Here is a 25,236-nt window from a genome sequence, read left to right as displayed (position 1 = left end):
TGTAAGCGTTATCTAATCGAAATGCAATATAAATTTTAAAAGATTTTTATATGTTAATATATTCCTAATCAATTGGTTTTTTCATGCAAATTTGCCATAAAAAATAGCCCTAGCTATAAGCTAGGACCATCTTTTTTATAACATAACACCAACGATAATCGCTGATAGAATACTTACTAATGTCGCACCGTATACAAGGCGTAGACCGAATGATGATACAACGTTTGATTGGTTTTCATCGATACCTTTCGTTGCACCTGCGATAATTCCGATTGATGAGAAGTTCGCAAATGATACAAGGAATACAGAAAGAATACCAACTGTACGAGCCGATAAGTCACCAGCTACTTTTCCAAGATCAAGCATCGCAACAAACTCGTTTGATACTAATTTTGTTGCCATAATTTGTCCCGCTGTTACCATCTCTGCTTGCGGGATACCCATTACGAATGCTAATGGTGAGAAAATATATCCTAAAATAGCTTGGAATGTAATACCGAACATGGAATCAAACAAGCTATTAATTGCTGTAATTAATGCTACGAAACCAAGTAACATTGCCGCTACTGTGATCGCGATTGTGAAACCAAGCATAATATATTCACTTAGCATTTCAAAGAATGACTGTTTTTTCTTATTTTCTAATTTCAGTGTATCTTCTTCTTCTGTAATATCGTACGGGTTAATAATATGAATAATAATGAAACCACTAAATAAATTTAATACAAGTGCTGTTACTACATATTTTGGTTCAATCATTTTCATATAAGAACCGACGATTGACATGGATACTGTCGACATGGAAGATGCACATAATGTATATAAACGATGTTTTGGGATTTTACTTAATTGATCTTTTACTGTAATAAATACTTCTGCTTGCCCAACAATAGCAGCTGCTACTGCGTTATATGATTCTAGTTTACCTAGACCATTTACTTTACTTAACAACGTACCAATAGCACGAATAAATATCGGTAAAATTTTAAAGTGTTGCAGAATTCCGATTAAAACGGCAAAGAATACGATCGGTAATAACGCTGTTAAGAAGAATGAAACCTCTCCTTTATTAACAAGACCGCCAAATACGAAAACGATTCCAGCTTCTGCATATCCAAGAAGCGCGCCAAATCCATCTGAAATTCCTTTTACTAAAATATAACCAACTTGCGTATTTAATAAGAAATAACTTAACACTAGCTGAATAACAAGCATGATTGCGATTGGTTTATACTTAATCTTCTTTCGATCGGCACTTATAAGAAAACCGAGTACGAATACAACGAGCAATCCTACAAGAAACATAACAAACTTCATTAATAAAATCCTCCATTTAACTCTTCATTAACGTTGAACGTCTGACCACTCAAAATAAGAAATAATCCGAACTTTCCATTTCTCCTCTAAAACCTTCAATCGGATAGGAAAGATCATAAAAACTCTTGTTTCAAAGGCATTTTCCATTCTAACATAAATCACAACTCATATCCGCACTTTTCTTAAAAAAATTACATTTTATTATAAAACACTCATGAATGTTCGTCTTTTACCTTTTTAAAAAACTTTAATCGAACCTCACAAATAGCAGGATAAAACAAAAAAATGAGCATCAAGTTTTACTTGATGCTCACCTCATTATACTGCTTTTTCTTTATCAGCTACTGCTGGCTTATCCCAGCACTCTGTATCGTTCAAACCTGGAATAGACTCCGCATAGAAGACTGGATCTTTTCCTTGTTTCTTTTGCTTAATGTAATCTGTTAGTGCCGCAAAAGCATACTTAGAAAGGAATACGATCGCAACTAAGTTAATAATAGCCATAATCCCCATGAATAAATCTGCTAAATCCCAAACGATTTGAATTGTTGCTACAGATCCTAACATAACCATACCAAGTACAGCAATTCGATAAGCATTTAGTAACACTTTACTTCCATTTAAAAACTCAATATTTGTTTCACCGTAGTAGTAGTTACCTACTAATGAACTAAATGCAAACAAGAAGATTGCAACTGCTACAAATATAGATGCCCATGGTCCGATATGTTGGCTTAATGCTTGCTGCGTTAATTGAATACCATTTAGATCAGCTGCATTATGCACATCTGATAAAAGAATGATAAATGCTGTACAACTACAAATTAATAATGTATCTGTAAATACCCCTAGAGTTTGAATGAAACCTTGTTTAACTGGGTGCGTTACGTTTGCAGTCGCAGCTGCGTTCGGCGCACTACCCATACCTGCTTCATTTGAGAATAATCCACGTTTTACCCCTAGTAAAATCGCAGCCCCTAATCCTCCGCCTACTACTTCTTTAATTCCGAAAGCATGTAAGAAAATTTCTTTAAATACATATGGAATTGCCGTAATGTTTGTTAAAACAACGAATAATGCCACTGCTACATATATAATTGCCATTACTGGAACAATCATTTCAACTGCACGTGCAATACGTTTTACTCCGCCGAAGATGATGATTGCCAGTAAACCAGCCATAAACAGACCTACAAACTTACCATCTGTGTTAAATGCTCCATCAAAAGCTGCCGCTACTGTGTTTGACTGCACGGCGTTGAAAATTAATCCGAAACTAACTGTTATTAGAACAGAGAAGACAACCCCTAGCCAGCGTTTCTTTAAACCCTTTTCCATATAATACGCTGGGCCACCGCGGAATGCATTCCCATCTTTTACTTTATAAATTTGCGCTAATGTGCTCTCTACAAATGCAGAAGCACCCCCAATTACCGCGATTAACCACATCCAAAATACTGCTCCTGGTCCACCTGCTGAGATTGCGATAGCTACACCAGCTAAGTTACCAGTACCTACACGAGAAGCTGTACTCATACAAAAAGCCTGGAACGATGATACACCGCTCTTCTCTTTTTGTGCTTTCCTCGTTTTCGAACTTGCCCCGTCCCCAAGCAATCGAATCATTTCACCGAAGTAACGAATTTGGACAAATTTCACACGAAACGAAAAGTACAGTCCTAACCCAATTAACATTGCAATAATGACATATGACCAAAGGACATTATTTATATCCCCAATTACATTAGTTAAAAAATCCATAATCGCATTGCCCCCTCTTCCTAACAATAAGAAAATTATATTCTAAAAACTTTTAGTAATCAAGAACTTTATGTTAGGTTTTATAACATGAGTACGTTAAATCACTTAACATGTATGTTTCCCACGTGAAAATATAACCAGTACGTGCATGTATCCAACACTCAATCAATCATCCCATTCGACCAGTCCTACTTTTAAGACAGTGCACTCTCTACAAATAACGAGAATAATGAACAAACAAAGTTATATTAATAATTCCCTCTCACCCTTTTCATCATTTACTACAATAAAAAAAGACGAGCATCAAATTTATCTCGACGCTCGCCTTTTCATTACACCGCTTTTTCTTTATCCGTTACAGCCGGCTTATCCCAACACTCTGTATTCGTTAAACCAGGAATAGAATCTGCACTGAAGACTGGATCTTTCCCTTGTTTCTTTTGCCTTACATAGTCTGCCAATGCAGCGTATGCAAATCGCCCAAGAAGCGTAATCGCAATTAAGTTTGTGATTACCATTAGACCCATAAATAAATCTGCCATATTCCATACGACTTTAAGCGTCGCAACAGAACCGAATAATACCATTCCCACTACCGCAATACGGTAAATCATTAACCAAGTTTTACTTTGTTTAATGAATTCAATATTCGTTTCACCATAATAGTAGTTTCCTAGAAGTGAACTGAAAGCGAATAAGAAAATAATAATCGCTAAGAAGCTACTTGCCCATGGGCCAATTTGTGAACTTAATGCATTTTGCGTTAATTCAATACCTTCTAAATTTGTTGCCTTATATGCACCAGAACACAGTACGATAAATGCTGTTGATGTACATACTAAGAATGTATCCACTAACACTCCAATTGTTTGAATGAAACCCTGTTTTGCTGGATGCGTTACATCAGCTGTTGCTGCCGCGTTCGGCGCACTACCCATACCTGCCTCATTCGCAAATAAGCCACGCTGAATACCAAACTTCATTGCAGCACCGATACCGCCACCTACAGCTGAATCTAAACCAAATGCACCTTTAAAAATTTCAGTAAACACATCTGGTATTAAATAGAAGTTTTTAATGACAACAAAAATAGCTACCGCAATATAAATAAGCGCCATTGGCGGAACAATCATTTCCGACATACGTGCGATACTTTTTACACCGCCAAAAATAATAACCGCAACTAATGCAGCTAATGCAATTCCAACAATATAACGCTCTAAACCAAATGCATTTTCAAACGCTAATGTCACTGTATTCGCTTGTACGGAGTTAAAAATTAAACCATAACTAATTGTAATAAGGATAGAGAACCAAATTCCCATCCAACGTTTATTTAAACCTTTTTCCATATAATAAGCAGGACCACCACGGAAGCCACTGCCATCTTTTATTTTATAAATTTGCGCAAGAGTACTTTCTACGAAACTTGAAGACGCTCCGATAATTGCAATAACCCACATCCAAAATACCGCGCCAGGTCCACCCATTGAAATAGCTAATGCTACACCAGCTAAATTCCCGATTCCAATACGAGCTGCTGAACTCATACAGAACGCTTGGAAAGAAGATACACTACCTTTTTTACGCGTCTTTCCAGTTAATCCATCACTCATTAGTCGAACCATTTCCCCTAAATGAGTAATTTGTACGAATTTCAATTTAATAGAAAAATAAAGACCTAAACCAATTAACATTGCAATAAGAATATATGACCAAAGAATTGTATTCGTTGATGAAACAAATTGCTCTAAAATATTCATACAATTAACCCCCTCCTTTTCTCCATAAAACGAATTATATTTAAAAAACATTTAAAAATCAACATTTTTCGACAATTTGCAATTTCCAAATATTAGCCAGACACGAAGTAACAATATCTTTATGACTCTCCTCCCTCTAACTGTGCATACTAAAATAAAAAGTAAATCTACAAACTATCCCATTGACAAAAACACCGACCTGTAACTATAATGATTACATCAGGTTGTAACAAACCTAATTACAACAAATTCATTTACTTTCAGATATACACTTTAACAAAACACTTTGGAGGGATTTATTATGAAAATCGGAATCATCGGAGCAACTGGTAAAGCAGGAAGTCGTATTTTAAAAGAAGCATTAGATCGTGGACATGAAGTAACTGCAATCGTAAGAAACGCTGCAAAAATTACAGAAGAAAACGTAAAAGTTTTAGAGAAAGATGTATTCTCTCTTACATCTAATGACCTACAGGCATTTGACGTAGTTGTAAATGCTTTCGGCGCTCCAGCAGGCGAAGAACACCTTCACGTAGATGCAGGAAATGTACTAATTGAAGCGATGAAAGGTGCACCAAACACAAAATTACTTGTAGTTGGTGGTGCTGGAAGCTTATTTGTAGACGAAGAGAAAACAACACGTGTATTTGATACGCCAGGTTTCCCAAATGAATACCTTGCAACAGCTCAAAACCAAGGGAAAAACTTAGAAATCTTACAACAAACAAACGATATCACTTGGACATTCATCAGCCCTTCTGCACTATTCGCATTAGGAAAACGCACAGGTTCTTATACAGCTGGTAAAGACAACCTTCTTGTTAACTCAAAAGGTGATAGCTACGTAAGTTACGAAGACTTCGCAGTCGCTGCACTTGATGAAATTGAAACTCCAAAACACGTAAACGAACGCTTCACAGTCGTTTCTGAAGCTGAATAATAGAAAAAAGCTCGTAAAACATTATGTTTTACGAGCTTTTTCTATTATTGCACTTGCTCTAAACCATTTGGAGTAATCTTAAAGGAAATTTCTTTAAACTTTTTCTTATCTCCTTTTCCAACTAACTCACTATTTTTGTACCAAATTAAACGACCTGATTCGGCATGATACACTTTCACTACATCTCCATACTGGAATGAAGTGCCGTTTACTTGCTCAGCAAAATTCTTTGAAGTTTCTTGCCCTTCTGCTGTTACATGCTTTTTCACTTCTCCATTTTGATCATATAGTGTAATTCCCATATATAATTCATTTTTAAAGTAGCTATGAATTTGTTCATTTGTATACGTTACATGTAATTTCTGCCCTTCATGATTGAACGTTACAATAGAACGAATTACGTCACTAAGCCCTTTGTATACAAGACTATCTCCATACGTTACTTCCAATGCTACTTCTGTTACTTTTTTGTTGCCAAAACGATCTTTCGTTTCTACTTTCACTGTTTGCTGACCAATTTTTGTCGTATCTGGTTTCCCCACAAAACCAACGACTTCCCCATCTTTTACTTCAACAAAGTTCTTTGCGTCTAGCGTTTCGCTATCTGTTCCAATTACTACTTTTTGCGGTACTGCTTTGACTTCTTGTTGAGCTGCCATTTTTTCAAAGCCCTGTTCCGTAACCTTAAAGAATACTTCATGAACCCCATACTGCGCATCCACGAATTCATTCTTTTTGTACACTTTAAGTCTATCAAACTCTCTTTGATACACTTTGACTATATCGCCATATTCGAACGACATGCCATTGAATTGTTCTGCGAATACTTTCGTATTCTCAGATGCTTTTATAGATACATCTTTCTTCATTTTTCCACTTTCTTCATATATAGTCATTCCCATATATTTTTCATCTGCAAATGAAGTATGCATTGGGCCTTCTGAATTTGTTGTACTAAATTTCTTTTCTTCATGGTTTAATGTCACAATCGATTTAATATTTGTTCCACCATGCCATGTACCGAAGAACATAATGCTATCACCGTAAATTACTTCTAACGGTACTTCTGTCACTTGCTTATTTCCGAAACGATCCTTCGTTTCTACTTTTACTTTTTGCTCACCGATTGTTGTTGTATTTGGTTTCCCTACAAATCCAATTACTTCTCCATCTTTTACTTCAACAAAGTTTTTTGCGTCTAACTTTTCAACGCCTGTTCCTACTACTACTTGCTGTGGTTTTGCTGTTACTTCTTGCAACATATCCATTCTCTCAAAGCCTTTTTCTGTCACTTTGAAGAATAGTTCTTTTGCCCCTTTTTTCTCACCTTGACCAGTAAGGGTATTATTTTGATACCATTTCAAACGATCCGGTTCTGCGTGGAATACTGTCACAACATCTCCATACTCAAACTGCACTCCATTCACTTGTTCTGCAAAGTCCTTTGAAGTTTCTTGTCCTTCTGCTGTTACACGCTTTTTCTCCGTTCCATTTTGATCGTATAAAGTGATTCCCATATATTGTTCTTTATCAAAGTATTTATGAATTTGTTTATTCATATCAGTTGCATGTAATTTCTTCTCATCATGCTTTAATGTTATAACTGAAGCAATTTCATTGTTATACCCTACATATGCAATGCTATTTCCATAAATTACTTCAAGTGACACTTCTGTTATTTTCTTATTTCCAAAAGCATCCTTCGTCTCTACTTTTACTTTTTGTTCTCCAATTTTTGATGTATTTGGTTTTTCTGCAAAACCAACCACTTCTCCATCTTTTACTTGTACGAATTCTTTCGGATCCAGTTTGTCTACATCCACTCCGACTACTACCTTTTGCGGTACTGCTGTCACTTCTTGTAAACTATCTTTTAATTCGAAGCCTTGCTGAGTAATTTGGAATAATTTCTCTTTTTTATTTTTAACTTTCCCTTGATCTACAAGTGCGTTATTTTTGTACCACTTCAAACGGCCTGGTTCTGCGTGGAATACTTTTACTACATCACCATATTCAAAATCCAATTCATTTAGTTCCATCGCAAATCTTTTTCCCGTTTCTTGTCCTTCTGCTGATACACGTTTCTTTTCAATCCCATTTCGATCATATAGCGTTAAACCCATATATTCTTCTTTTTCAAAACGATAATGTATTTCATTATTAGTAAAGTTTACATTTAATTTCTTCTCATTGTGGTGAAGTGTCACTGTCGACATTACATCATCTGAAAGTCCTTGAAAAACTATACTGTCATCATAAACTCCGTTAACTTGGACAGGAATTGAATTTTTATTTCCTTTCTCATCCTCAATTTCTACTAACACTTCCTGTTTCCCATTCTCTAATTTAGGCCATACCATCTTTCCTGTTACTTTTACATTTTCACCTAAATTTTGAACAAGTTTACTTGCTTCATTCTCGTCAGAATCTGTACCAACTAAAAGGTTTTGCACCTCATTAGCAGGTTCACCATATGGAACCTTATACGGTTCAACTTGCTTCTCACGAATATCATTACTATCTGTAGCTTTCCAGATTTCTTTTTCTAATTTAGGTAAATTTAATTTTTCTATTTTCTCTCTAATATCATCATTTGGTGTTAATCCCCACTCTTCAAAGAAAGGAATTAAATTTTGACCTGCCACTTTTGATGTCATATAAATAAATAGCTGCTTTTTCTCTTCATCAGACGCAGGCATTTCACTCTGAGGTAACAAACGATAAGCTTGATGTAACCTAGGATAAAAATGTTCTCCATACACTACATTTAATTGCCAAAACATTGTAAGAGGATTAATGTCATCAATGAATCTTTCTGCTTTAGGTTTCTCTAAATACTCAAATGAGTTTTTATAGTGCTCATCCATTTCTAATTGATTCCCTAACGCCTTTTGAACAGCTAATGAGTAAATATTTACTGTGACTTCCCTTACTTTAGACCACTTCCAAGGTTCTTGCTGATGTAAATGTCCAACTTCATGCCATGGTCCCCATCCATCCTTTTCAAGCACCTCTATATCTAAAACTCTATTCATTGCCGTCGGGATATATCCTGTATGATAATTTTTCGCAAACATAAAGTCATCTTCAGCAGGCTTCCGTTTCTCAACAAACTGAGCATAATGAATTGGAGATTTCGCAACCCCAACACCGTCCTCAGATAATCCTGCTACTGCATTTTCTATTCGAATAATCTTATCATGCAATTTCATTAACTCTATCGGGTTTGTGTTTTTCATAAACTTTTGTATAGAGCTCGGACTAGCAGTAATTAAACTTCTCTCACCTTTTAATTCCACTGCATAAGGATCCTTATATTTTTTTAACATTTCATCCCAATCTTTTTTCGTATGCTTACCTAAAATAAATAAAGGGAAGTGACTACCACCATTCGTAACTGAAGCCGTTACTTCTCCTTCGTTATTCATATTATAAAAATATAAAATACCGCCTCTTGGAGATGAAATAACATTTTTCCCTGGTTTTAAATCAAACTTTTCTGGGTCCTTTTCATCATAAGATCTCGTTCCTATGAAAGCCTGAATAGTCTGCGTTCCTTTTATGTCAATTGTAATCTCTTCATTTGGTGCCGCATAAATTCCAGTCGGCTCATTAGCGGAAAGTTTCCAAGTAACTCTTAAACGATTATTTTCTTCTTCCACGCTACCTTTCCCCGGCAACTGAAATACTCTCTGCTCAAACTTATTCTCTTTTACCTCTTCTAATTTTCCACCTTTATTTTCTTCCAAAGGTGCTGCATATCCTTTCGATGCTTCGAAAGCTACTGGCGATAATAATGTAGATATACAAATTCCAGCTACTAATACCCTACTCTTCTTTTTCTTCGACATAATCTGTGTCCCCTATTCCTTTATTTAGAGAAACTATCCTATATATATTCATTTAACAAAACATCCTATTATTTTTATAAAAACATTTAGTGAATAGACTAACACCTCGCGCACCTGTATCAATTACTACCGCATCCCTCTCCATGTATTCGCTTTCTTACATTATAAAATTTTTTATGTAACGTATCCTCCCCACTTCCCTCTACTTGTGATGAGTTCTCTCTACATAAAAAAGAGAATAGTAAAAGATATATTTTCAGTATTGTCATCTATACATCTAAAGTTATGAATAATAATATAAACTTACATTTTCTTCATATATGACCATCTATAGGTAGTTTTTCCAACTGAATTTTACACGCTTTCTACACTGTTTGATAGCCTTTCCAATCAGAATAATGTTACAATTTCGTGAATACAATCTATTAATTGTAACGTTTGAATTTTAATATATTTATATTATTTCTAAATAGAGTTTGAACTGTATAAACAGTAATTTTATCCCGCATTAAATTTCCCTAATATAATTTTATCATTCATATAAAAAGCATTGGCACACGGCCAATGCTTTTTTATTATCTCTTTTGATTCGGTTTATGCGGTTCATTTGGAGTATGTGGTTTATTATTATCATGACCATTTGCAGTTTTCCAACTTACCGATAACTCCGGACTTGTTTTTTCTTCACTTCGCTCAAGTAATACAACTGCATTTTGAATTGTTGGTGTACCCTTATGCGCGATACCTTGTAGCTTCGTTAATTCCCCTATTACTTTAAAGCTAAATCCACCAGCTGGTGTTTGTTTTGGAATTAAGATGCGGAATTTTTCTCCTACATTAAATTCAGTTTTCGCTTCGCCCTTTTCATTTACAAACTTCGCGCCCGCTGGTGCACCTGTTGCTTGCACTTTATACGTTCCACTTTTCGCGTTTGTTTCTACTGTATATAAACCTGTTTCAAAGAAATCATTTTTCAATACTGCTTGTTGTTCTTCTGCTGGTACGACGCTCATCGTAATTTCTTGTAATTCTTCACTCGCATTTGCTTTTGCAACGATATCTTTCGTTACCTTTTCTACATTTTTATTTCGGAAATCCAAATCATTAATATCGATTTGTTTTAACGCATTCCATACCGCAAGCTGCGTTGCATAATGTGCTTCTCTCCAATCAGAAACACCTAATTCTTGTGGACTCTTTTGTGGATATCCATTCAATAGTACACGGTACACATTAACATCCACTTTCCCCATTTCTGGTAAATCTTGACCACTCGGAGATTTCAAATCTACATTTAAGCAAAAGGCAATTTTACCATCTGCTGTTTTTATAAGCTCTGTTCGAATTGGTTTCTTCTTTGACTTACTATAACTCCAATCCATTTCATACTTTGTATGATCCATAACTTCCGCGAATGCTTTTTGAAGTGGAAATAATAAGTTCGCAAATACAAATAAAACACTCAAAAAAGCAGCCATTAGCTTGAACGATCGTTTTATATTCATGTTTACAACCCCTTATGAAATAACAAATTTACTACTGTTTATTATTTAGTTAGAAATTTTTTTTATGCATAAACAAAACAAAAAAGAGTGCAAACTGTTTTGCACTCTTTCTCTCCACCATAAGTTTAGAAATCGAAATTATCTGGGTCTGGACCAACGCGATGATTTTCGTTTAACGCATCGATTTTCTCCACATCTTCTTTCGTTAATTCGAAATTAAATATATCGGCATTCGCAACGATACGGTGTTCCTTCGTTGACTTCGGAATTGTGACAACTTCATTTTGAAGATCCCAGCGTAAAATGATTTGAGCTGTCGTTTTACCATACTTATGAGCAATTTCTTGCAATGTTTCGTTATCTAACAACTGTCCTTGCATAAGTGGTGACCATGCTTCCATTTGAATACCTTGCTCTTTACAGAACGCTTGTAATTCTTTTTGTGTTAAGCGAGGGTGATATTCGACTTGGTTAATCATCGGTTTCATTTCTGCACCTGTTAGTACGTCTTGCAGATGATGGATTTGGAAGTTACTTACGCCAATTGCACGTACGCGTTCTTCTTTATAAAGTGTTTCTAACGCTCTCCACGACTCTTTGTATTTCCCTTCTACAGGCCAATGAACAAGATATAAATCTAAATAATCTAGCTCTAATTTCTTTAAGCTTTCTTCATATGCAGCAAGTGTCGTTTCATATCCTTGATCCGAATTCCATACTTTTGAAGTAATGAATAAATCTTCTCGAGAAATCCCGGCTTCTTTTATGCCAGCGCGAATTCCTTCTCCTACCGCTTTCTCATTTCCATAAATCGCAGCTGTATCGATACTGCGGTATCCTGCTTTAATCGCTGATTTCACAGCCTCTACAAGCTCCGGTCCGTCTTCTACTTTAAATACACCTAAACCGAACCAAGGCATTTCTACACCGTTATGCAATGTTGTTGTACTTTGTAAATGTTTCATTATATTTTCTCTCCCTTATTTCAATTGATCTCTTTTTTCTAATGTCATACTCCACGCTGTTAACATAACAGCACCTACTACCATAATTCCGCCTACCCAAGCTGTATGAATTAACCCTAACGAGTTCGTTACAATGCCACCTAAGTAAGCACCAAGAGCGATTCCTGCGTTAAACGCTGCTATGTTAATCGCGGATGCTACATCAACAGCGCTAGGTACAAATCTCTCAGCCAATATAACGACATACACTTGTAGCCCTGGAACATTCATAAATGCGAATAGTCCCATGAAAATAATTGTGATGAATCCAGCGACTTTAAACGGCGCTGTAAATGTTAAAACAAATAATACAATTGCTTGAATGAAGAACATGTAAAATAGCGCTCGAATCGGATTATGATTTGATAATTTTCCGCCGACCATATTCCCAATCGCAATTGCAATTCCGTACACTAACAAAATAATTGTAACGTTACTTGCTTTAAACCCTGTTACTTCTTGTAATAACGGAGATAAATACGTAAATGTTACGAATGTTCCCCCGTATCCTAATGCAGTAATAATAAATACGAGTAATAGTCTTCCATTCGTAATCAGCTTACATTGATCACGGAACGATACAGGCGTACCTTTTTTTAAGTTAGAAGGAATTAGCATACTATTGGCTATTAAGGCAACGATTCCAATTGCCACAATTACAATAAACGATGCTCTCCAACCAAATTGTTGACCGATAAACGTTCCAATTGGTACACCTGTAATGGTCGCAACAGTTAAACCAGTAAACATAAATGCAATTGCACTCGCACGTTTATTCTCTGGTACAAGCGCAGCCGCAATTGTGGATCCGATAGACATAAAAACGCCGTGCGCAAACGCAGATACAACCCTCGCGATAAGTAACACAGTAAAACTTGTTGCCACCGCTGCAATTCCATTACCAATAATGAAAATAATCATAATCCACATTAATAACGTCTTTCGCGACATACTAGCTGTTAATGACGTTAATACTGGGGCACCGAATGCTACTCCCAATGCATATAAAGAAACGGTTAAACCCGCTGTTGTAACAGAAACATGTAAATCCTCTGAAATAGATGGTAATAAACCGACACTAATAAATTCGGTTGTACCAATTCCAAACGCACTAATGGCTAGTGCTAATAAAGCAAACATACTTCTCCGATTCGTCTGTACTGCCGAAGAAGATACTGTATATGAATTCAATTGAACTCCTCCTTAATGCGAGAAATCCAATCATAATAGTATGAAAAAAGGCCCTTTTTCTTCTAAAAAAATAAATTTACTGCTCATATATGCTATTATGAATGGCTTCACTCTTTTTTTGAAGAACGCACTTAAAAGTACGATAGGTACCCAAAAGTAACATAGGCACTTTTTAGTACCGTACTACTCATTCCCCTCTTACGTATGCTATTATGGAACATATTCAACATGATAAAAAGTACGTACTTTAAAGTGCTATAGGTACTTTTTAGTAACATTTAAATTATTTAGCTTCTTTTGTTGGAGAACTGAAATTTACATTCATCAAAGGAGATTTTCATATGAAGAAATATAATATTCCCGTCGAAGCGACTTTAGAGGTTATCGGTGGCAAATGGAAAGTCGTTATTCTTTGCCACTTAACGAAAGGTACAAAGAGAACGAGTGAATTAAAACGTCTTATGCCTGGTATTACCCAAAAAATGTTAACGCAGCAATTACGTGAATTAGAAGAAGACAGCGTCATTCAAAGAAAGGTATACAATCAAGTGCCACCGAAAGTAGAATATTCTCTTACAGACTACGGTTGGTCTTTAGAATCCATTCTTGATTCTCTTTGTACTTGGGGCGAATGCCATCTTGAAAAAAGCGGTAACACATCGATGCTAATAACAGAAGGTGAACAATAAAAAAAGGAAAAAATAAAAAAAGGAAAAAATGAACATAAATTTGTCCATTTTTTCCTTTTTCTCTTTATATATACGGACATTTCTTAGCTTAACAAAATAATTTATGCGCTTTCACACCTTGTCAGTACTACGTTATACACTTAATATCAAATAATTAGGAATCATTTTTATGTTAACATAGGTGTATATAGTATATAATATAGGATATATATTATATACACTTTCCGATAAAGGAACTTTCCATTATGCGGACAAGCCAAGTATCGGACAGTTCATAAATAATAGGTAGGACATTATGGTTTTGGATTTATGATTTCAGCTTACTTGCTGGCATAAATTTAAAGGCATTTTATTGTGCTTTGTGAAACTTTGTATAAAGTTTCGCAAGCGTTTACTATCTTACCTATCAAAAATAAGAGTATTGCTATCGTAAAGGAGAATTGGAGATGCCAGAAACTATGACTCAAACAAAGCCAGAACAAGAAACTGTACAAATTTCTGCTAGCCAAGGACAACTTGATGTACTTGATCAGTTGTTAAAACCTGAGGTACAAGAATCATTAACTACACTAGTAGAACAGCTTCCAAAATTAACTGAGCTTGTTAACATTTTAACTAAGTCTTATGACTTCGCTCAAACTGTTGCTACTGATGAAGTATTAAAAAGCGACACTGTTAGTGCAATCACAGAGCTTGTAGAACCTGTAAAAGATACAGTGAAAGGCATGGCTGCAACTGCTATCGAAGCGAAAGATCGTGCTGACGAAAGCAACGAAGTTATCGGCCTGTTCGGTCTATTAAAATTACTAAAAGACCCACAAGCACAAAAAATGTTCCGTTTTGTGAACGCATACCTTCAAATTAGTGCAGAACGTAACAATAAATAATTTAACTTATAACAACAATTAGTAAAGACGGGGGATATCATACTATGTCAAAACAAATTGTCATCTTAGGCGCTGGTTATGGCGGTCTTCTTGCCGCTTTAAACGTACGTAAATATTACAGCAAATCAGAAGCACAAGTTACAGTGATTAACCAATACCCAACACACCAAATCATCACTGAACTACACCGCCTTGCAGCTGGTAACGTTGCTGAGCAAGCAATTGCAATGCCACTTACAAAGCTTTTCAAAGGTAAAGATATCGATCTTAAAATCGCAACAGTTGAGTCATTCTCAGTTGATAGCAAAGAAATCAAACTAGCTGGCGGCACTACTTTATCTTACGATGCACTTGTAGTTGCTTTAGGAAGTAAAACTGCTTACTTCGGTATTCCAGGACTAGAAGAAAACAGCATGGTATTAAAATCTGCTGCTGATGCAAACAAAATCTACAAACACGTTGAAGACCGTATTCGTGAATACGCGAAAACGAAAAACGAAGCTGATGCTACAATCGTAATCGGTGGTGGCGGATTAACTGGCGTTGAGCTAGTTGGTGAGCTTGCTGACATTATGCCTAAACTTGCAAAAAGCCACGGCGTAAATCCAAAAGAAGTTAAACTTCTTCTTGTTGAAGCAGGTCCAAAAATCCTTCCAGTATTACCAGACCACTTAATCGAACGTGCAACTACTAGCTTAGAAGCACGCGGTGTTACATTCTTAACAGGTCTTCCTGTAACAAACGTTGCTGGCAATGAAATTGACTTAAAAGACGGTCAAAAACTTGTTGCTAACACATTCGTTTGGACAGGTGGCGTACAAGGTAACCCATTAATCGGTGAATCAGGTCTTGAAGTAAACCGTGGTCGTGCAACAGTTGATGCATACCTACAATCTACTTCTCACAAAGACGTATTCGTTGCTGGAGACAGCGCTGTTGTCTTCGCTCCAGACGGACGTCCATACCCACCAACTGCACAAATCGCTTGGCAAATGGGTGAGTTAATTGGATACAACTTATACGCAGCACTAGAAGGCAAAGCATTCGAAGAGTTCGCACCTGTAAACTCTGGAACACTTGCTAGTCTAGGACGTAAAGATGCTGTTGCTACAATCGGAGCAAGCAATACTCCACTTAAAGGCTTACCAGCATCATTAATGAAAGAAGCAAGTAACGTTCGTTACTTATCACACATTAAAGGTCTATTCAGCTTAGCTTACTAATCTGAATATAAGCCCGGATCATGCCCTGCATGGTTCGGGCTATTTTTGTCCGTAATTTTCTCTAACTTATTTATTCGGCAGAAGAACCATATAACCCTTTAAATTATCTAAATTTACTGATTATTTTATGTCTAAATTGTGTATATGAAAGAATAGAAGTATTCTTCCTACTCCCATCCTTTCACACAAATTATTATCCTAATTTAACTAGGCTGTAGTTCTTCTTCCCTTTACGAATAATAATAAATCGTCCATCAAATGAATTTTCTACAGTAACATCTGTACCCACATCTGTTACCTTTTCGCCATTCATCGAAATAGCTCCATTATTAATATCTTCACGCGCTTGTCGTCTAGATGGTTCAATTCCTAAGTCAACTAGCCATTCTACGATGTTTTTCGTCTCTTTTGAAGACTCGAATGTTGGCATCTCTTTAAAGCCTTGTTCAATTTCATCAGCTGTTAACGATTTAATATCTCCGCTAAATAATGCTGCTGTAATTTTCACAGCTTGCAGGAGTGCCTCTTCGCTATGAACGAATTTCGTCATTTCTTCCGCTAATACTTTTTGTGCTTCACGTTTATGAGGCTCTGTTTCTACCTTCACTGCCAATTCATCGATGCGCTCTTTCGTTAAGAACGTAAAGTATTTCAAGTATTTCACTACATCACGGTCATCTGTATTCACCCAGAACTGGTAAAATTCAAACGGTGTTGTTTTTTCAGGATCAAGCCAAACCGCACCACCTGCAGATTTACCAAACTTCGTACCATCAGATTTCAATAATAACGGAATTGTTAGTCCGAATACTTTCGCTTCGTGCCCTTCTAACTTACGAATTAAATCTAAACCACTCGTAATATTTCCCCATTGGTCACTACCACCAATTTGCAGTTGAACATCTTCTTTCGTGTATAAATGATGGAAGTCCATCGCTTGCAAAATTTGGTACGTAAATTCTGTGAAAGAAATCCCTGTATCTAAACGACTCGCTACAATGTCCTTCGCTAACATGCTATTAATGCTAAAGTTTTTCCCGTAATCACGTAAAAACTCAATAATGTTTATTTCATGTGTCCAGTCGTAGTTATTTACCATCTTCACTTCGCTATTTCCGCCAAAATCAAATAGCTTTTTCATTTGTGCTGTTAACGCATCCACATTATGCTGAACGACTTCTAACGTTTGAAGTTGACGTTCTGATTGACGTCCGCTCGGATCACCAATTGTTCCTGTTGCCCCGCCAATTAAAATAACTGGATGATGGCCAGCTAACTGGAATCTCTTCATCATCATAAACGGAATCAAATGTCCGATATGCATACTATCACCAGTCGGATCAACTCCGCAGTATAGTGAAATCTTTTTCTCTTCTACTAACTTACGTAAACCTTCTTCATCCGTCTGTTGATTAATGGCACCACGCCATTCTAATTCATCAATAATATTCATCTTTTGTCATCCCCTCTATTTTTTGAAAACAAAAAGTCCCTATGTCTATGACATAGGGACGATTATTCACCGTGTTACCACCCAGTTTGTATAAATAGCATAGCTACTCATACCACTCTTAGCAATAATATCGATTGCCAATCCGCTTAGCATTACCTAAGATACTCCAGAGTGTAATTCGCAAGTTTGTTTGTGCTAGGTTCCAGCAACCCCTAGCTCTCTCGTTAACAGTGACAAACTGCTACTGGGCTCTTTCAACGTATATTATTTGTTAAATTATTAGCCATTATATTGAATCGAAAACAAATTGTCAACAATACCCAAATGTTTTTTTAAAATAATTCACATTTTCATACGTATTTCGTTACTCTTTATCTTCTCCAATAATCCTTACTTCTCGCTCTAACTTCACGCCAAATTTCTCTTCAACAGTCTGTTGTACAAAGTGAATTAAATCGATGTAATCTTGGGCTGTTCCGTTATCCACATTCACCATAAATCCAGCGTGTTTTAAAGAAACTTCCACTCCGCCAATTCGCTTACCTTGTAGTCCTGATTCTTGAATCAACTTACCAGCAAAGTTATTTGGTGGACGCTTAAATACGCTACCACATGAAGGATATTCTAGAGGCTGTTTTGACTCACGTTTAAACGTTAAATCATCCATTTTCTCTTTAATTTCTTCACGCACACCTTCTTCAAGCTCAAATCTCGCTTCAAGAATAATGTAATGGTTGTTTGCAAATACACTCTTACGATATCCAAATTCAAATGCTTCTTTCGTTAAAGTACGTAGCTCTCCATCACCTGTCATTACGACAGCTTCTGTTAATACAAACGATACTTCACCGCCGTAAGCACCAGCATTCATATATAATGCTCCGCCAACTGAACCTGGAATACCACAAGCAAACTCAAGGCCCGTTAAATTATGATCTAATGCAATACGTGATACATCAATAATTGCTGCACCACATTGCGCCACAATCGTCGTTCCTGTTACAGTCACACCTGTAATGTGAATTAAACTTACTGTAATCCCGCGAATTCCACCATCTTTAATAATGACATTCGATCCATTTCCTAAAAACGTAACTGGAATATTATATTCGTTAGCATATTTGATAACTTCTTGAATTTCATCATAATTTGTCGGCGCAACGAACACATCTGCTTTTCCGCCAACTTTAATATGCGTATGATTCTTTAACATTTCATCTTGTTTCACATGACCTTCAGGCAATACCGTACTTAAATATTTATAAACCTCTTGCATATTCATTTTACGATTCCTCTATTTCTATATTCTTTTTATCCCGTTATACGGGCCCATAATATCCCCACATACATGAACGAACCTAAAGTGGTGGATACAGTGTACCCAAAATCAATTCGAGACACCTATAAACCTCTTAATTTATAAGAGGTGCCACTCATATTAAAATATATATTGCATAATAAAGCAACCCAAATGGGCTACTAAACTTGACATGTCATCAGAAAGACAACAATTTGTAAAATATATTACTTTTTCTAAACACTATCCTTCAGTATCTTACTATACCATACGAAAATAAAGTGGTATTTTTTTGTAATCTTTACTTTATTTTCATCAATAAAAAAAGATGCTTTTACCTATGTAAAAGCATCCTTTTCATCACTTATTATAAATTACTTTTCGTTCTCTTCTTTTTCCTTATCAAACCATAATAGTTCGTCATCATCAACTTCACCGTTATAGTTGATTAAAATTTCTTCTCCCGCTTTTATATCCTTATAAGCGAAGAAGTTAAACGTATGATTCTCGAAGACAATTTCATACGTTGCATTCGGATTATATGCATGATTAAATAACATGCCGTATCCTAACAGGAATGCTGTATGATTTACCCCATACTCAAATGCGTAGTCAGCAAGTAACGTTTTCTCAATGTGTTCATGCTGTTCATTCGGATAAGAGATAACTGGTGCTGAGTGAATCAACTCACCCTTTTTAATATCACGAGTTGCAAATACACCTCTATTAAATTCTCCATCACTAAGTTCAGAAGTCTTAACTTCAATCATATGCGTCACCTATTTAATTCTTTCTTTGAAGTATTTTATCCCGCTATTTACGGGGATCAACTAATAATTAGTAGGTATTAGTCTCACTTTATCTCCTTAAGCTTGGCAGAAAACGCGCAGAAAAGCAATTAAATTACTATCAAGTATTCATTTAAATGAAAAAAGAGCACACATGGTATGCCCTTTTCAAGAGATATTACTTTTCTAAAATATCTTCTAATAACTTCACTTGCTCGCTAACCGTATGTAACGTCTTCACCGATATATCATTTCGATGTTTTTCTTCTTCTACACTTGCTAACACTTCTTCCGTAGCAGCAGAAGTTTGCTGAATTACATGAGAAGCATGTGTAACATCCTTTACGATATTCGTCGTTTTAACTTGGAAACTTTCTTGATGCCCAACAATTTCTCTCATTACATCATTAATTGTATCAATAAACTTCCCTAAATCTGTTACATTCGTTAAAACACTTGCTAGCATTTCGTTACATTCTTCTTGTACTCTTTCTGATTTCTCTACCTGCACTTCCACTTTACTTGCTTGATTACTAAAATCCTTCAAAATACCTTGGATTCTCCCCGCAGAACGATTCGATTCTTCAGCAAGCTTTAATACTTCATTCGCTACAATAGCAAATCCTTTTCCATGCTCTCCTGCTCTTGCAGCTTCTATATTTGCATTTAAAGCTAGCAAACTTGTCTGACTTGAAATATTCGTTATTACATCTACAATTTCATTAATTTGCTTCGACTGCATCATTAAATCTCTAAATATAATTCCCGATTGTGAAACAACATCATTTAAACTTCTCATATTCGCTTCAAAATTTCGTAAAGTATGTACACTGCCCTTTGAAATTTCTAAACTTTCATCAACACGAATCGATGCATTTCTTACTTGAGAAATAATTTGTTCAATATTTCCTTCCATATCATTCAATACTTCTACCGATCGATGCATCATCTCTGATTGTGATTGGGTACCAACTGCCACTTCTTCAAAAGCGAAATTGATTTCACTCATTGACTCCATCGATGTATTCATATTTTGTCTTAAATGATTGAAATTGCTATCTAACTTTACAACCGTTTCCTCAATAAGTCTTTGCGTCTCTTCTAGCTCCTGAGCTTTCCTCATCACTTCTTGCTTCTCATCACTTAAACGAGCTAGCAGATTAGAGCCAATCTTCGTTACACCCCACATAGCGATCGTTACAATCGCTAACAAGCTTGCGAAGTTTGCAGCTTCAGATGCCGCTGTATAAGCAAAAAATTGCTCCGGCCAATAACTACAAAGGATAAATGTAATAACAACCGCCACTCCGCCCAGAATGATAACGAGACGTTCACTTAAATAAATTAGTGAAACTGCTAGTGTAAAGTAGACCATTTGAAATACAGCCGGGCTTTCATTAAAAGCTTGTACCATAATGAAAGACATAATAAGCAGCATAAATGTCATGATATATTTATACATCGCTTCCATGCTTTTTATAAAAGTAAGAAGCGTTCCAAATACAACAACTGAAATACCGCAAACCCAAAACGCTATTGCTCTCTCTGTAAAAACATATCCGTAATACCCAATCGCGATTATTCCAAGGAAGAAACTACAAATCGTGATAAACAGCAATAAATGATTTTTCTGTGATTCTTTCTCCAGGTTAGAAAAACAAGTTTTCTTTAACCACTCCATATATAAAGTCCCACCTTCTGCACTTAATTACTTCAACTTAAAGACCGCACTCACTGGGTTATGATCACTATTCTCAAACTTTAAATCTTTCCCTTGTACATTTACAATCTCCACATTCGGTGAAACGATAAAGCCATCAATAATCGTGACAAAGTTTTCACCTTCCACATACTTCTTCACATCATCTCTCACCGTCATAACAGACGGATCTACAGCCCACTTAAAGCCACCATTAATAAAGTCCTTCGGCAACTCTACTAACCATTCTGGACGTTCTTTCACAAACTTCGGATCACTTAACTGAACATCAGAAAGTAATTGATTCCAATCTCCGCCCATTATTACGTAATCACCATTTTTATAATGCTTGTTCATATATTCTTTTAAATACTCTACTTGCTGCTTTCTAATTTTCCCACCTTCATCATAAGCAGACAAATGTAAATTTACGAGTCTAACAAACTTCCCATTACTAACAGGAATTTTATGCTCAACAATCGCTCGATCTAAATCAAACAAACGCTTTGGCCAAGGCTCCATTCCAGGAAGCTGGAACCTCTCCGCTGTTTGAACTTTATATTTAGAAAACGTACTTAATCCAGCCTCCGCATATCCCATTGGACTTGTAATTGGGACAGGGACCCATTTTGTATCATAGTTCTTTCCAAATGACGAAGCATAATCAGGTAGTCCCTTTTTCAAAAACTCATGCCCATTTACATCAAAAGATCGCAATGATTTTATATCAACTTCTTGTAATAGTGTAAAATCACTATTCTCACTTTGTAAAAACGAAAGCATATTCTTTAAATTCGTTTCCGTTTGCTCTTTACTACTTGAACCAGATCCCTTTCCGCCATCCATAAAGAAATCTTGATCCTTATCTAATCCAGCATATCCAATATTAAATGTTGTAACTTTAAACTCATTGTCAGGCGCTAATACACGCTCCTTATTATTTTCCACCTTTAAACTTATAACATCAGCCGGATTTTCTTTTGTAAGTGTCATATAAGCTAAAAAACCACCTAAAATGCAAGCTCCTATCAAAATACATATAAGTACTATTTTTAATAATTTCTTCAAACAAACGACTCCTTTTCTAAAACTATCAATTTAATTTTTCTTTATTTTCAGTTAACTAAAAATAAATGACAGACATACGAAACATTTTATCACATTGAAAACCTTATATCACTATATTTAGTTTATAAGTAAAAATTCCCTATCTTAAACCATCACACACATACAACACAACTCCACTTATCACTGGAAATTATACGCAATTTTTAGTACACTATATGTAATAATCATAGGCGATGGAGTTCGCCTTAACCGCTGCTTAGCTAATGACTCCTACCAGTATGACTACTGGTAGGAGTCTATTTTTTTGAGCAAGCTATTTTAAAGAGGTGAAGAAATTGATTTATATTATCGTTGGCATAGCCGGTATATTAGGAGCCCTCTCTCGCTATTATTTAGGTCTTACTATTCATACTTCATGGCAGCATTCTTTTCCATTAGCCACGTTGCTCATTAATTTAATCGGCTGCTTCTTATTAGCATGGCTAACTACGTATATAGCTCGGCGAAATATCTTACCTTCAGAGATTATTACAGGCATTGGAACTGGATTCATCGGTTCCTTTACGACGTTTTCGACATTCAGTGTAGAAACTGTGCAATTAATCAATCATTCCGAATGGAGTACGGCTTTCTTATATGTATCATGCAGTATACTTGGTGGGCTCCTTATGTCTGCTCTTGGCTATACACTAGGTGATTTCTTAATTAAGAAACAGCTTACGGAAGGTGATCACTTATGATGGAAGCTTTATTAGTAGCAACTGGAGGTTTCTTCGGTGCTATTACACGATTTGCAATTAGCAATTGGTTTAAAAAAAGAAATAAAACTTCGTTTCCAATTGCTACATTTCTCATCAATATAACAGGAGCATTTTTACTTGGATATATAATTGGCAACGGCGTCACTACAAGTTGGCAATTATTATTAGGGACTGGATTCATGGGTGCCTTCACAACATTTTCAACGTTTAAATTAGAATCTGTTCAGCTTTTCAACGGCAAAAACTTCGGCATACTATTTCTATATTTAAGTGCCACTTATACGATTGGTATCCTTTTTGCATTCCTTGGCATGAAACTAGGCGGAATATAAAGAAAGAAAGCGACTCTTATCAGTCGCTTTCTTTCATAAGAAGTATGTCCCGCCATACGGGATGGAAAATAAACCTGCTGGATGCACATCGTAATGTACAATTTGCATCGGTGGCTGTGAGTACGACAAATGCTGCCCTTGCATCATTTGTGCAAAATATGCTTGCTGCTGCATTTGAATCGCTTGATTCACAGCATGAATTGTCCCCTGCGCTCCTGCCAGTGTAATAGCTGCTCCCACTTGTCTACCACTATAAAAATAATGATTCATCATGATTCAGCTCACTTAGTATTTTTCTTCCCTATCTTATGTTTCTATTTCATGGCAAGTGTTTTATCGTGCTGTCTTTTTTCGAATCACTGAGAAAAGAGCCACACACAAAATTGCAACAATTCCGGTGAAAGTAAATAAATATGCTAACGGAATCAAGTAAAATGGCTCCACTAAAGTTCCGTCTGGTTTTACTTCAGAACCAATTATATTAAACATAATTATGCATAACACTCCTAAAAATATTGGACTAGAAGCTAATAGGTATTTTTTCTCCTTATTCGAAGTAATAAATTCAAGTACTGACACACCAATACCACTAATGAACAATAAATAGCTCACTGGTACTAGGAAGAAGTAAGGTTCTATAAGCAAACCACTTCCATCCATTTTACTTGTCGTCCCATGTATGATTAAACAAGTAGCCCCTAATGATATCAATACAATTGCTAATAAATATTTTTTCATAATATATTCTCCTTTGATTTCACAATTCATTTATCTGCATTCCTTTTTACTATTCTTACTACCATCATAATAAGCTTCATCGCATTATAAATCAATAATTTTTTATTGTTTTACAATAAATCATTGTTGTTTAACATACAAAAAGACTATAGACAATCACTGTCTATAGCCTTTTCAATCCATTATTTCGTTCTAAAATATTCCTTCTGAAACATACACATTCTTATCGCATTATGATAGTTACCATCAACGAAAAACTCGTCGAGAAGTTCTCCTTCTACCATAAATCCAACTTTTTTATAAACGTGTACAGCTTTTTCATTCTCTTTATCGACAACTAAATATATTTTATGCATATTTAATACAGAAAAAGCGTAATCCATCGCTAAACGCGTCGCCTCTGCTGCATAACCATATCCTTGATAATTTGGATCAATAATAATTTGGAACTCTGTTCTACGATGAATATAATCAATTTCCACTAACTCGACCAATCCAACCATCTCATTATCTTTCTCAACGATAAATCGGCGTTCACTTTGATCATGTATATGTTTATCATATAAATCCTGTAGTTCCACAAATGCCTCATACGGCTCTTCAAACCAATACGACATAATATGAGCATTATTATTAAGTTCGTGTACAAACTTTAGATCTTCTCGTTCTAAAGGACGTAACTTCAATTCATGACTCATTGCTATAACCTCCAAGTAAAAGAAACCTCTTCACTTAATTTCTCAATTTTTTTCAATTTCAAACGCCCTATTTACATTGTAAACTTTCAAGCAACTTGAAGGTCAAGACTTGAACTACTCACCACTTAACGTCCTTACGGACTATTTGAAGTGGGAGATTCCTAAGTACAGAAGCCTAACGGCTTCTAATTCATTAGGCTATCCCCGTAGTTCCTACGGTTAGAAGCCTTAAAGCTTCATTTTTAAGATTGATACTTGCGTTAATATCTCT

General features: G+C 35.8%; 21 protein-coding genes, 1 pseudogene, 1 riboswitch and 1 other annotated feature. Of the genes and pseudogenes, 6 read left to right on the top strand and 16 right to left on the bottom strand.

Annotated features, from left to right (window positions below; genetic code table 11):
* Positions 1 to 135: 135 nt before the first annotated feature.
* The 3 genes from MR115_RS25625 to MR115_RS25615 all read right to left on the bottom strand — a co-directional run bounded on the left by MR115_RS25625 (position 136) and on the right by MR115_RS25615 (position 4,841).
* A complete protein-coding gene (locus MR115_RS25625) occupies positions 136 to 1,317 on the bottom strand; it encodes a NupC/NupG family nucleoside CNT transporter (RefSeq protein ID WP_016085638.1) in 1,182 nt (393 codons plus the stop codon).
* Positions 1,318 to 1,635: 318 nt separating this feature from the next.
* Positions 1,636 to 3,078, bottom strand: coding sequence for an alanine/glycine:cation symporter family protein (locus MR115_RS25620; RefSeq protein WP_242243194.1), 1,443 nt, complete (start codon positions 3,076 to 3,078; stop codon positions 1,636 to 1,638).
* Between the two features lie 332 nt (positions 3,079 to 3,410).
* Positions 3,411 to 4,841: an alanine/glycine:cation symporter family protein gene (locus MR115_RS25615; RefSeq protein ID WP_242243193.1), complete on the bottom strand. Its 1,431-nt coding sequence runs from the start codon at positions 4,839 to 4,841 to the stop codon at positions 3,411 to 3,413.
* 301 nt (positions 4,842 to 5,142) lie between these two features.
* On the opposite strand from MR115_RS25615, the gene MR115_RS25610 reads away from it, so the two are divergent.
* On the top strand, positions 5,143 to 5,781 hold the full coding sequence (locus MR115_RS25610) for an NAD(P)-dependent oxidoreductase (RefSeq protein WP_242243192.1): 639 nt from the start codon (positions 5,143 to 5,145) through the stop codon (positions 5,779 to 5,781).
* A 44-nt stretch (positions 5,782 to 5,825) separates the two neighbouring features.
* Here MR115_RS25610 and MR115_RS25605 read toward each other — a convergent pair whose 3' ends face one another.
* The 4 genes from MR115_RS25605 to MR115_RS25590 form a co-directional block, all read right to left on the bottom strand.
* Complete coding sequence (locus MR115_RS25605) at positions 5,826 to 9,632, bottom strand: putative mucin/carbohydrate-binding domain-containing protein (RefSeq protein ID WP_242243191.1); 3,807 nt, start codon at positions 9,630 to 9,632, stop codon at positions 5,826 to 5,828.
* Positions 9,633 to 10,207: 575 nt separating this feature from the next.
* Entirely contained in the window at positions 10,208 to 11,137 is a 930-nt protein-coding gene (locus MR115_RS25600; RefSeq protein WP_242243190.1) for a thioester domain-containing protein, read from the bottom strand.
* Positions 11,138 to 11,262: 125 nt separating this feature from the next.
* Positions 11,263 to 12,105, bottom strand: coding sequence for an aldo/keto reductase (locus MR115_RS25595; protein WP_242243225.1), 843 nt, complete (start codon positions 12,103 to 12,105; stop codon positions 11,263 to 11,265).
* A gap of 12 nt (positions 12,106 to 12,117) precedes the next feature.
* Positions 12,118 to 13,281 (bottom strand): MFS transporter, encoded by a 1,164-nt coding sequence (locus tag MR115_RS25590; protein ID WP_242243224.1) that lies wholly within the window; start codon positions 13,279 to 13,281, stop codon positions 12,118 to 12,120.
* Between the two features lie 392 nt (positions 13,282 to 13,673).
* Between MR115_RS25590 and MR115_RS25585 the strand changes: the two genes are divergently transcribed.
* The 3 genes from MR115_RS25585 (at position 13,674) to MR115_RS25575 (ending at position 16,131) form a co-directional block, all read left to right on the top strand.
* Positions 13,674 to 14,021 (top strand): winged helix-turn-helix transcriptional regulator, encoded by a 348-nt coding sequence (locus MR115_RS25585; RefSeq protein WP_098585076.1) that lies wholly within the window; start codon positions 13,674 to 13,676, stop codon positions 14,019 to 14,021.
* A 446-nt stretch (positions 14,022 to 14,467) separates the two neighbouring features.
* Complete coding sequence (locus MR115_RS25580; RefSeq protein ID WP_001115312.1) at positions 14,468 to 14,908, top strand: DUF1641 domain-containing protein; 441 nt, start codon at positions 14,468 to 14,470, stop codon at positions 14,906 to 14,908.
* A 44-nt stretch (positions 14,909 to 14,952) separates the two neighbouring features.
* Complete coding sequence (locus MR115_RS25575; protein WP_000043194.1) at positions 14,953 to 16,131, top strand: NAD(P)/FAD-dependent oxidoreductase; 1,179 nt, start codon at positions 14,953 to 14,955, stop codon at positions 16,129 to 16,131.
* Positions 16,132 to 16,324: 193 nt separating this feature from the next.
* On the opposite strand, the gene tyrS is transcribed toward MR115_RS25575, so the two are convergent.
* The 5 genes from tyrS to MR115_RS25550 all read right to left on the bottom strand — a co-directional run bounded on the left by tyrS (position 16,325) and on the right by MR115_RS25550 (position 22,436).
* A complete protein-coding gene (tyrS, locus tag MR115_RS25570; protein ID WP_242243189.1) occupies positions 16,325 to 17,584 on the bottom strand; it encodes a tyrosine--tRNA ligase in 1,260 nt (419 codons plus the stop codon).
* 51 nt (positions 17,585 to 17,635) lie between these two features.
* Positions 17,636 to 17,851: a binding site (T-box leader), on the bottom strand.
* Between the two features lie 97 nt (positions 17,852 to 17,948).
* A complete protein-coding gene (gene murB, locus MR115_RS25565) occupies positions 17,949 to 18,866 on the bottom strand; it encodes a UDP-N-acetylmuramate dehydrogenase (protein WP_242243188.1) in 918 nt (305 codons plus the stop codon).
* Positions 18,867 to 19,255: 389 nt separating this feature from the next.
* A complete protein-coding gene (locus MR115_RS25560; RefSeq protein WP_000573651.1) occupies positions 19,256 to 19,651 on the bottom strand; it encodes an SET domain-containing protein in 396 nt (131 codons plus the stop codon).
* Positions 19,652 to 19,847: 196 nt separating this feature from the next.
* Positions 19,848 to 21,350 carry a DUF4077 domain-containing protein gene (locus MR115_RS25555; RefSeq protein ID WP_242243187.1) on the bottom strand — a complete coding sequence of 501 codons (1,503 nt, stop codon included), beginning with the start codon at positions 21,348 to 21,350 and terminating at the stop codon, positions 19,848 to 19,850.
* 27 nt (positions 21,351 to 21,377) lie between these two features.
* Entirely contained in the window at positions 21,378 to 22,436 is a 1,059-nt protein-coding gene (locus tag MR115_RS25550) for an endonuclease/exonuclease/phosphatase family protein (RefSeq protein ID WP_242243186.1), read from the bottom strand.
* A gap of 220 nt (positions 22,437 to 22,656) precedes the next feature.
* Positions 22,657 to 22,716: riboswitch (Fluoride riboswitch) on the top strand.
* 55 nt (positions 22,717 to 22,771) lie between these two features.
* Here MR115_RS25550 and crcB (MR115_RS25545) point away from each other — a divergent pair.
* A complete protein-coding gene (crcB, locus tag MR115_RS25545) occupies positions 22,772 to 23,176 on the top strand; it encodes a fluoride efflux transporter CrcB (protein WP_242243185.1) in 405 nt (134 codons plus the stop codon).
* Complete coding sequence (crcB, locus tag MR115_RS25540) at positions 23,173 to 23,529, top strand: fluoride efflux transporter CrcB (protein WP_242243184.1); 357 nt, start codon at positions 23,173 to 23,175, stop codon at positions 23,527 to 23,529. The genes crcB (MR115_RS25545) and crcB (MR115_RS25540) overlap by 4 nt, the downstream gene beginning before the upstream one ends.
* A 33-nt stretch (positions 23,530 to 23,562) precedes the next feature.
* Here the strand turns inward: crcB (MR115_RS25540) and MR115_RS25535 are convergent, their stop codons facing one another.
* The 4 genes and pseudogenes from MR115_RS25535 to speG form a co-directional block, all read right to left on the bottom strand.
* Positions 23,563 to 23,802 carry a DUF3947 family protein gene (locus MR115_RS25535; RefSeq protein ID WP_242243183.1) on the bottom strand — a complete coding sequence of 80 codons (240 nt, stop codon included), beginning with the start codon at positions 23,800 to 23,802 and terminating at the stop codon, positions 23,563 to 23,565.
* Between the two features lie 60 nt (positions 23,803 to 23,862).
* Positions 23,863 to 24,090 carry a DUF3955 domain-containing protein gene (locus MR115_RS25530; RefSeq protein WP_179194688.1) on the bottom strand — a complete coding sequence of 76 codons (228 nt, stop codon included), beginning with the start codon at positions 24,088 to 24,090 and terminating at the stop codon, positions 23,863 to 23,865.
* Positions 24,064 to 24,270 (bottom strand): annotated as a pseudogene (locus MR115_RS25525) (DUF3955 domain-containing protein); the annotation flags it as partial. The gene MR115_RS25530 and the pseudogene MR115_RS25525, both read right to left, overlap by 27 nt.
* Before the next feature lie 179 nt (positions 24,271 to 24,449).
* Entirely contained in the window at positions 24,450 to 24,965 is a 516-nt protein-coding gene (gene speG / locus MR115_RS25520) for a spermidine N1-acetyltransferase (RefSeq protein ID WP_242243182.1), read from the bottom strand.
* Between the last annotated feature and the right edge of the window lie 271 nt (positions 24,966 to 25,236).

It is taken from the genome of Bacillus cereus group sp. BfR-BA-01309, assembly GCF_022664315.1.
GTDB classification, from domain to species: Bacteria; Bacillota; Bacilli; order Bacillales; family Bacillaceae_G; genus Bacillus_A; species Bacillus_A mobilis.
This window is presented reverse-complemented; position numbering and strand designations above follow the sequence as displayed.

Bases quoted from the DNA above. Each gene is read 5' to 3' on its own strand.
- MR115_RS25620 (WP_242243194.1), bottom strand. From the start codon at position 3,078: ATGGATTTTTTAACTAATGTAATTGGGGATATAAATAATGTCCTTTGG.
- MR115_RS25590 (WP_242243224.1), bottom strand. From the start codon at position 13,281: ATGTTTGCTTTATTAGCACTAGCCATTAGTGCGTTTGGAATTGGTACA.
- MR115_RS25580 (WP_001115312.1), top strand. From the start codon at position 14,468: ATGCCAGAAACTATGACTCAAACAAAGCCAGAACAAGAAACTGTACAA.
- MR115_RS25575 (WP_000043194.1), top strand. From the start codon at position 14,953: ATGTCAAAACAAATTGTCATCTTAGGCGCTGGTTATGGCGGTCTTCTT.
- MR115_RS25535 (WP_242243183.1), bottom strand. From the start codon at position 23,802: ATGATGAATCATTATTTTTATAGTGGTAGACAAGTGGGAGCAGCTATT.
- crcB (WP_242243184.1), top strand. From the start codon at position 23,173: ATGATGGAAGCTTTATTAGTAGCAACTGGAGGTTTCTTCGGTGCTATT.
- speG (WP_242243182.1), bottom strand. From the start codon at position 24,965: ATGAGTCATGAATTGAAGTTACGTCCTTTAGAACGAGAAGATCTAAAG.
- MR115_RS25555 (WP_242243187.1), bottom strand. From the start codon at position 21,350: ATGGAGTGGTTAAAGAAAACTTGTTTTTCTAACCTGGAGAAAGAATCA.
- murB (WP_242243188.1), bottom strand. From the start codon at position 18,866: ATGAATATGCAAGAGGTTTATAAATATTTAAGTACGGTATTGCCTGAA.
- MR115_RS25605 (WP_242243191.1), bottom strand. From the start codon at position 9,632: ATGTCGAAGAAAAAGAAGAGTAGGGTATTAGTAGCTGGAATTTGTATA.
- MR115_RS25625 (WP_016085638.1), bottom strand. From the start codon at position 1,317: ATGAAGTTTGTTATGTTTCTTGTAGGATTGCTCGTTGTATTCGTACTC.
- MR115_RS25585 (WP_098585076.1), top strand. From the start codon at position 13,674: ATGAAGAAATATAATATTCCCGTCGAAGCGACTTTAGAGGTTATCGGT.
- MR115_RS25600 (WP_242243190.1), bottom strand. From the start codon at position 11,137: ATGAATATAAAACGATCGTTCAAGCTAATGGCTGCTTTTTTGAGTGTT.
- MR115_RS25560 (WP_000573651.1), bottom strand. From the start codon at position 19,651: ATGATTGAAGTTAAGACTTCTGAACTTAGTGATGGAGAATTTAATAGA.
- MR115_RS25615 (WP_242243193.1), bottom strand. From the start codon at position 4,841: ATGAATATTTTAGAGCAATTTGTTTCATCAACGAATACAATTCTTTGG.
- MR115_RS25610 (WP_242243192.1), top strand. From the start codon at position 5,143: ATGAAAATCGGAATCATCGGAGCAACTGGTAAAGCAGGAAGTCGTATT.
- tyrS (WP_242243189.1), bottom strand. From the start codon at position 17,584: ATGAATATTATTGATGAATTAGAATGGCGTGGTGCCATTAATCAACAG.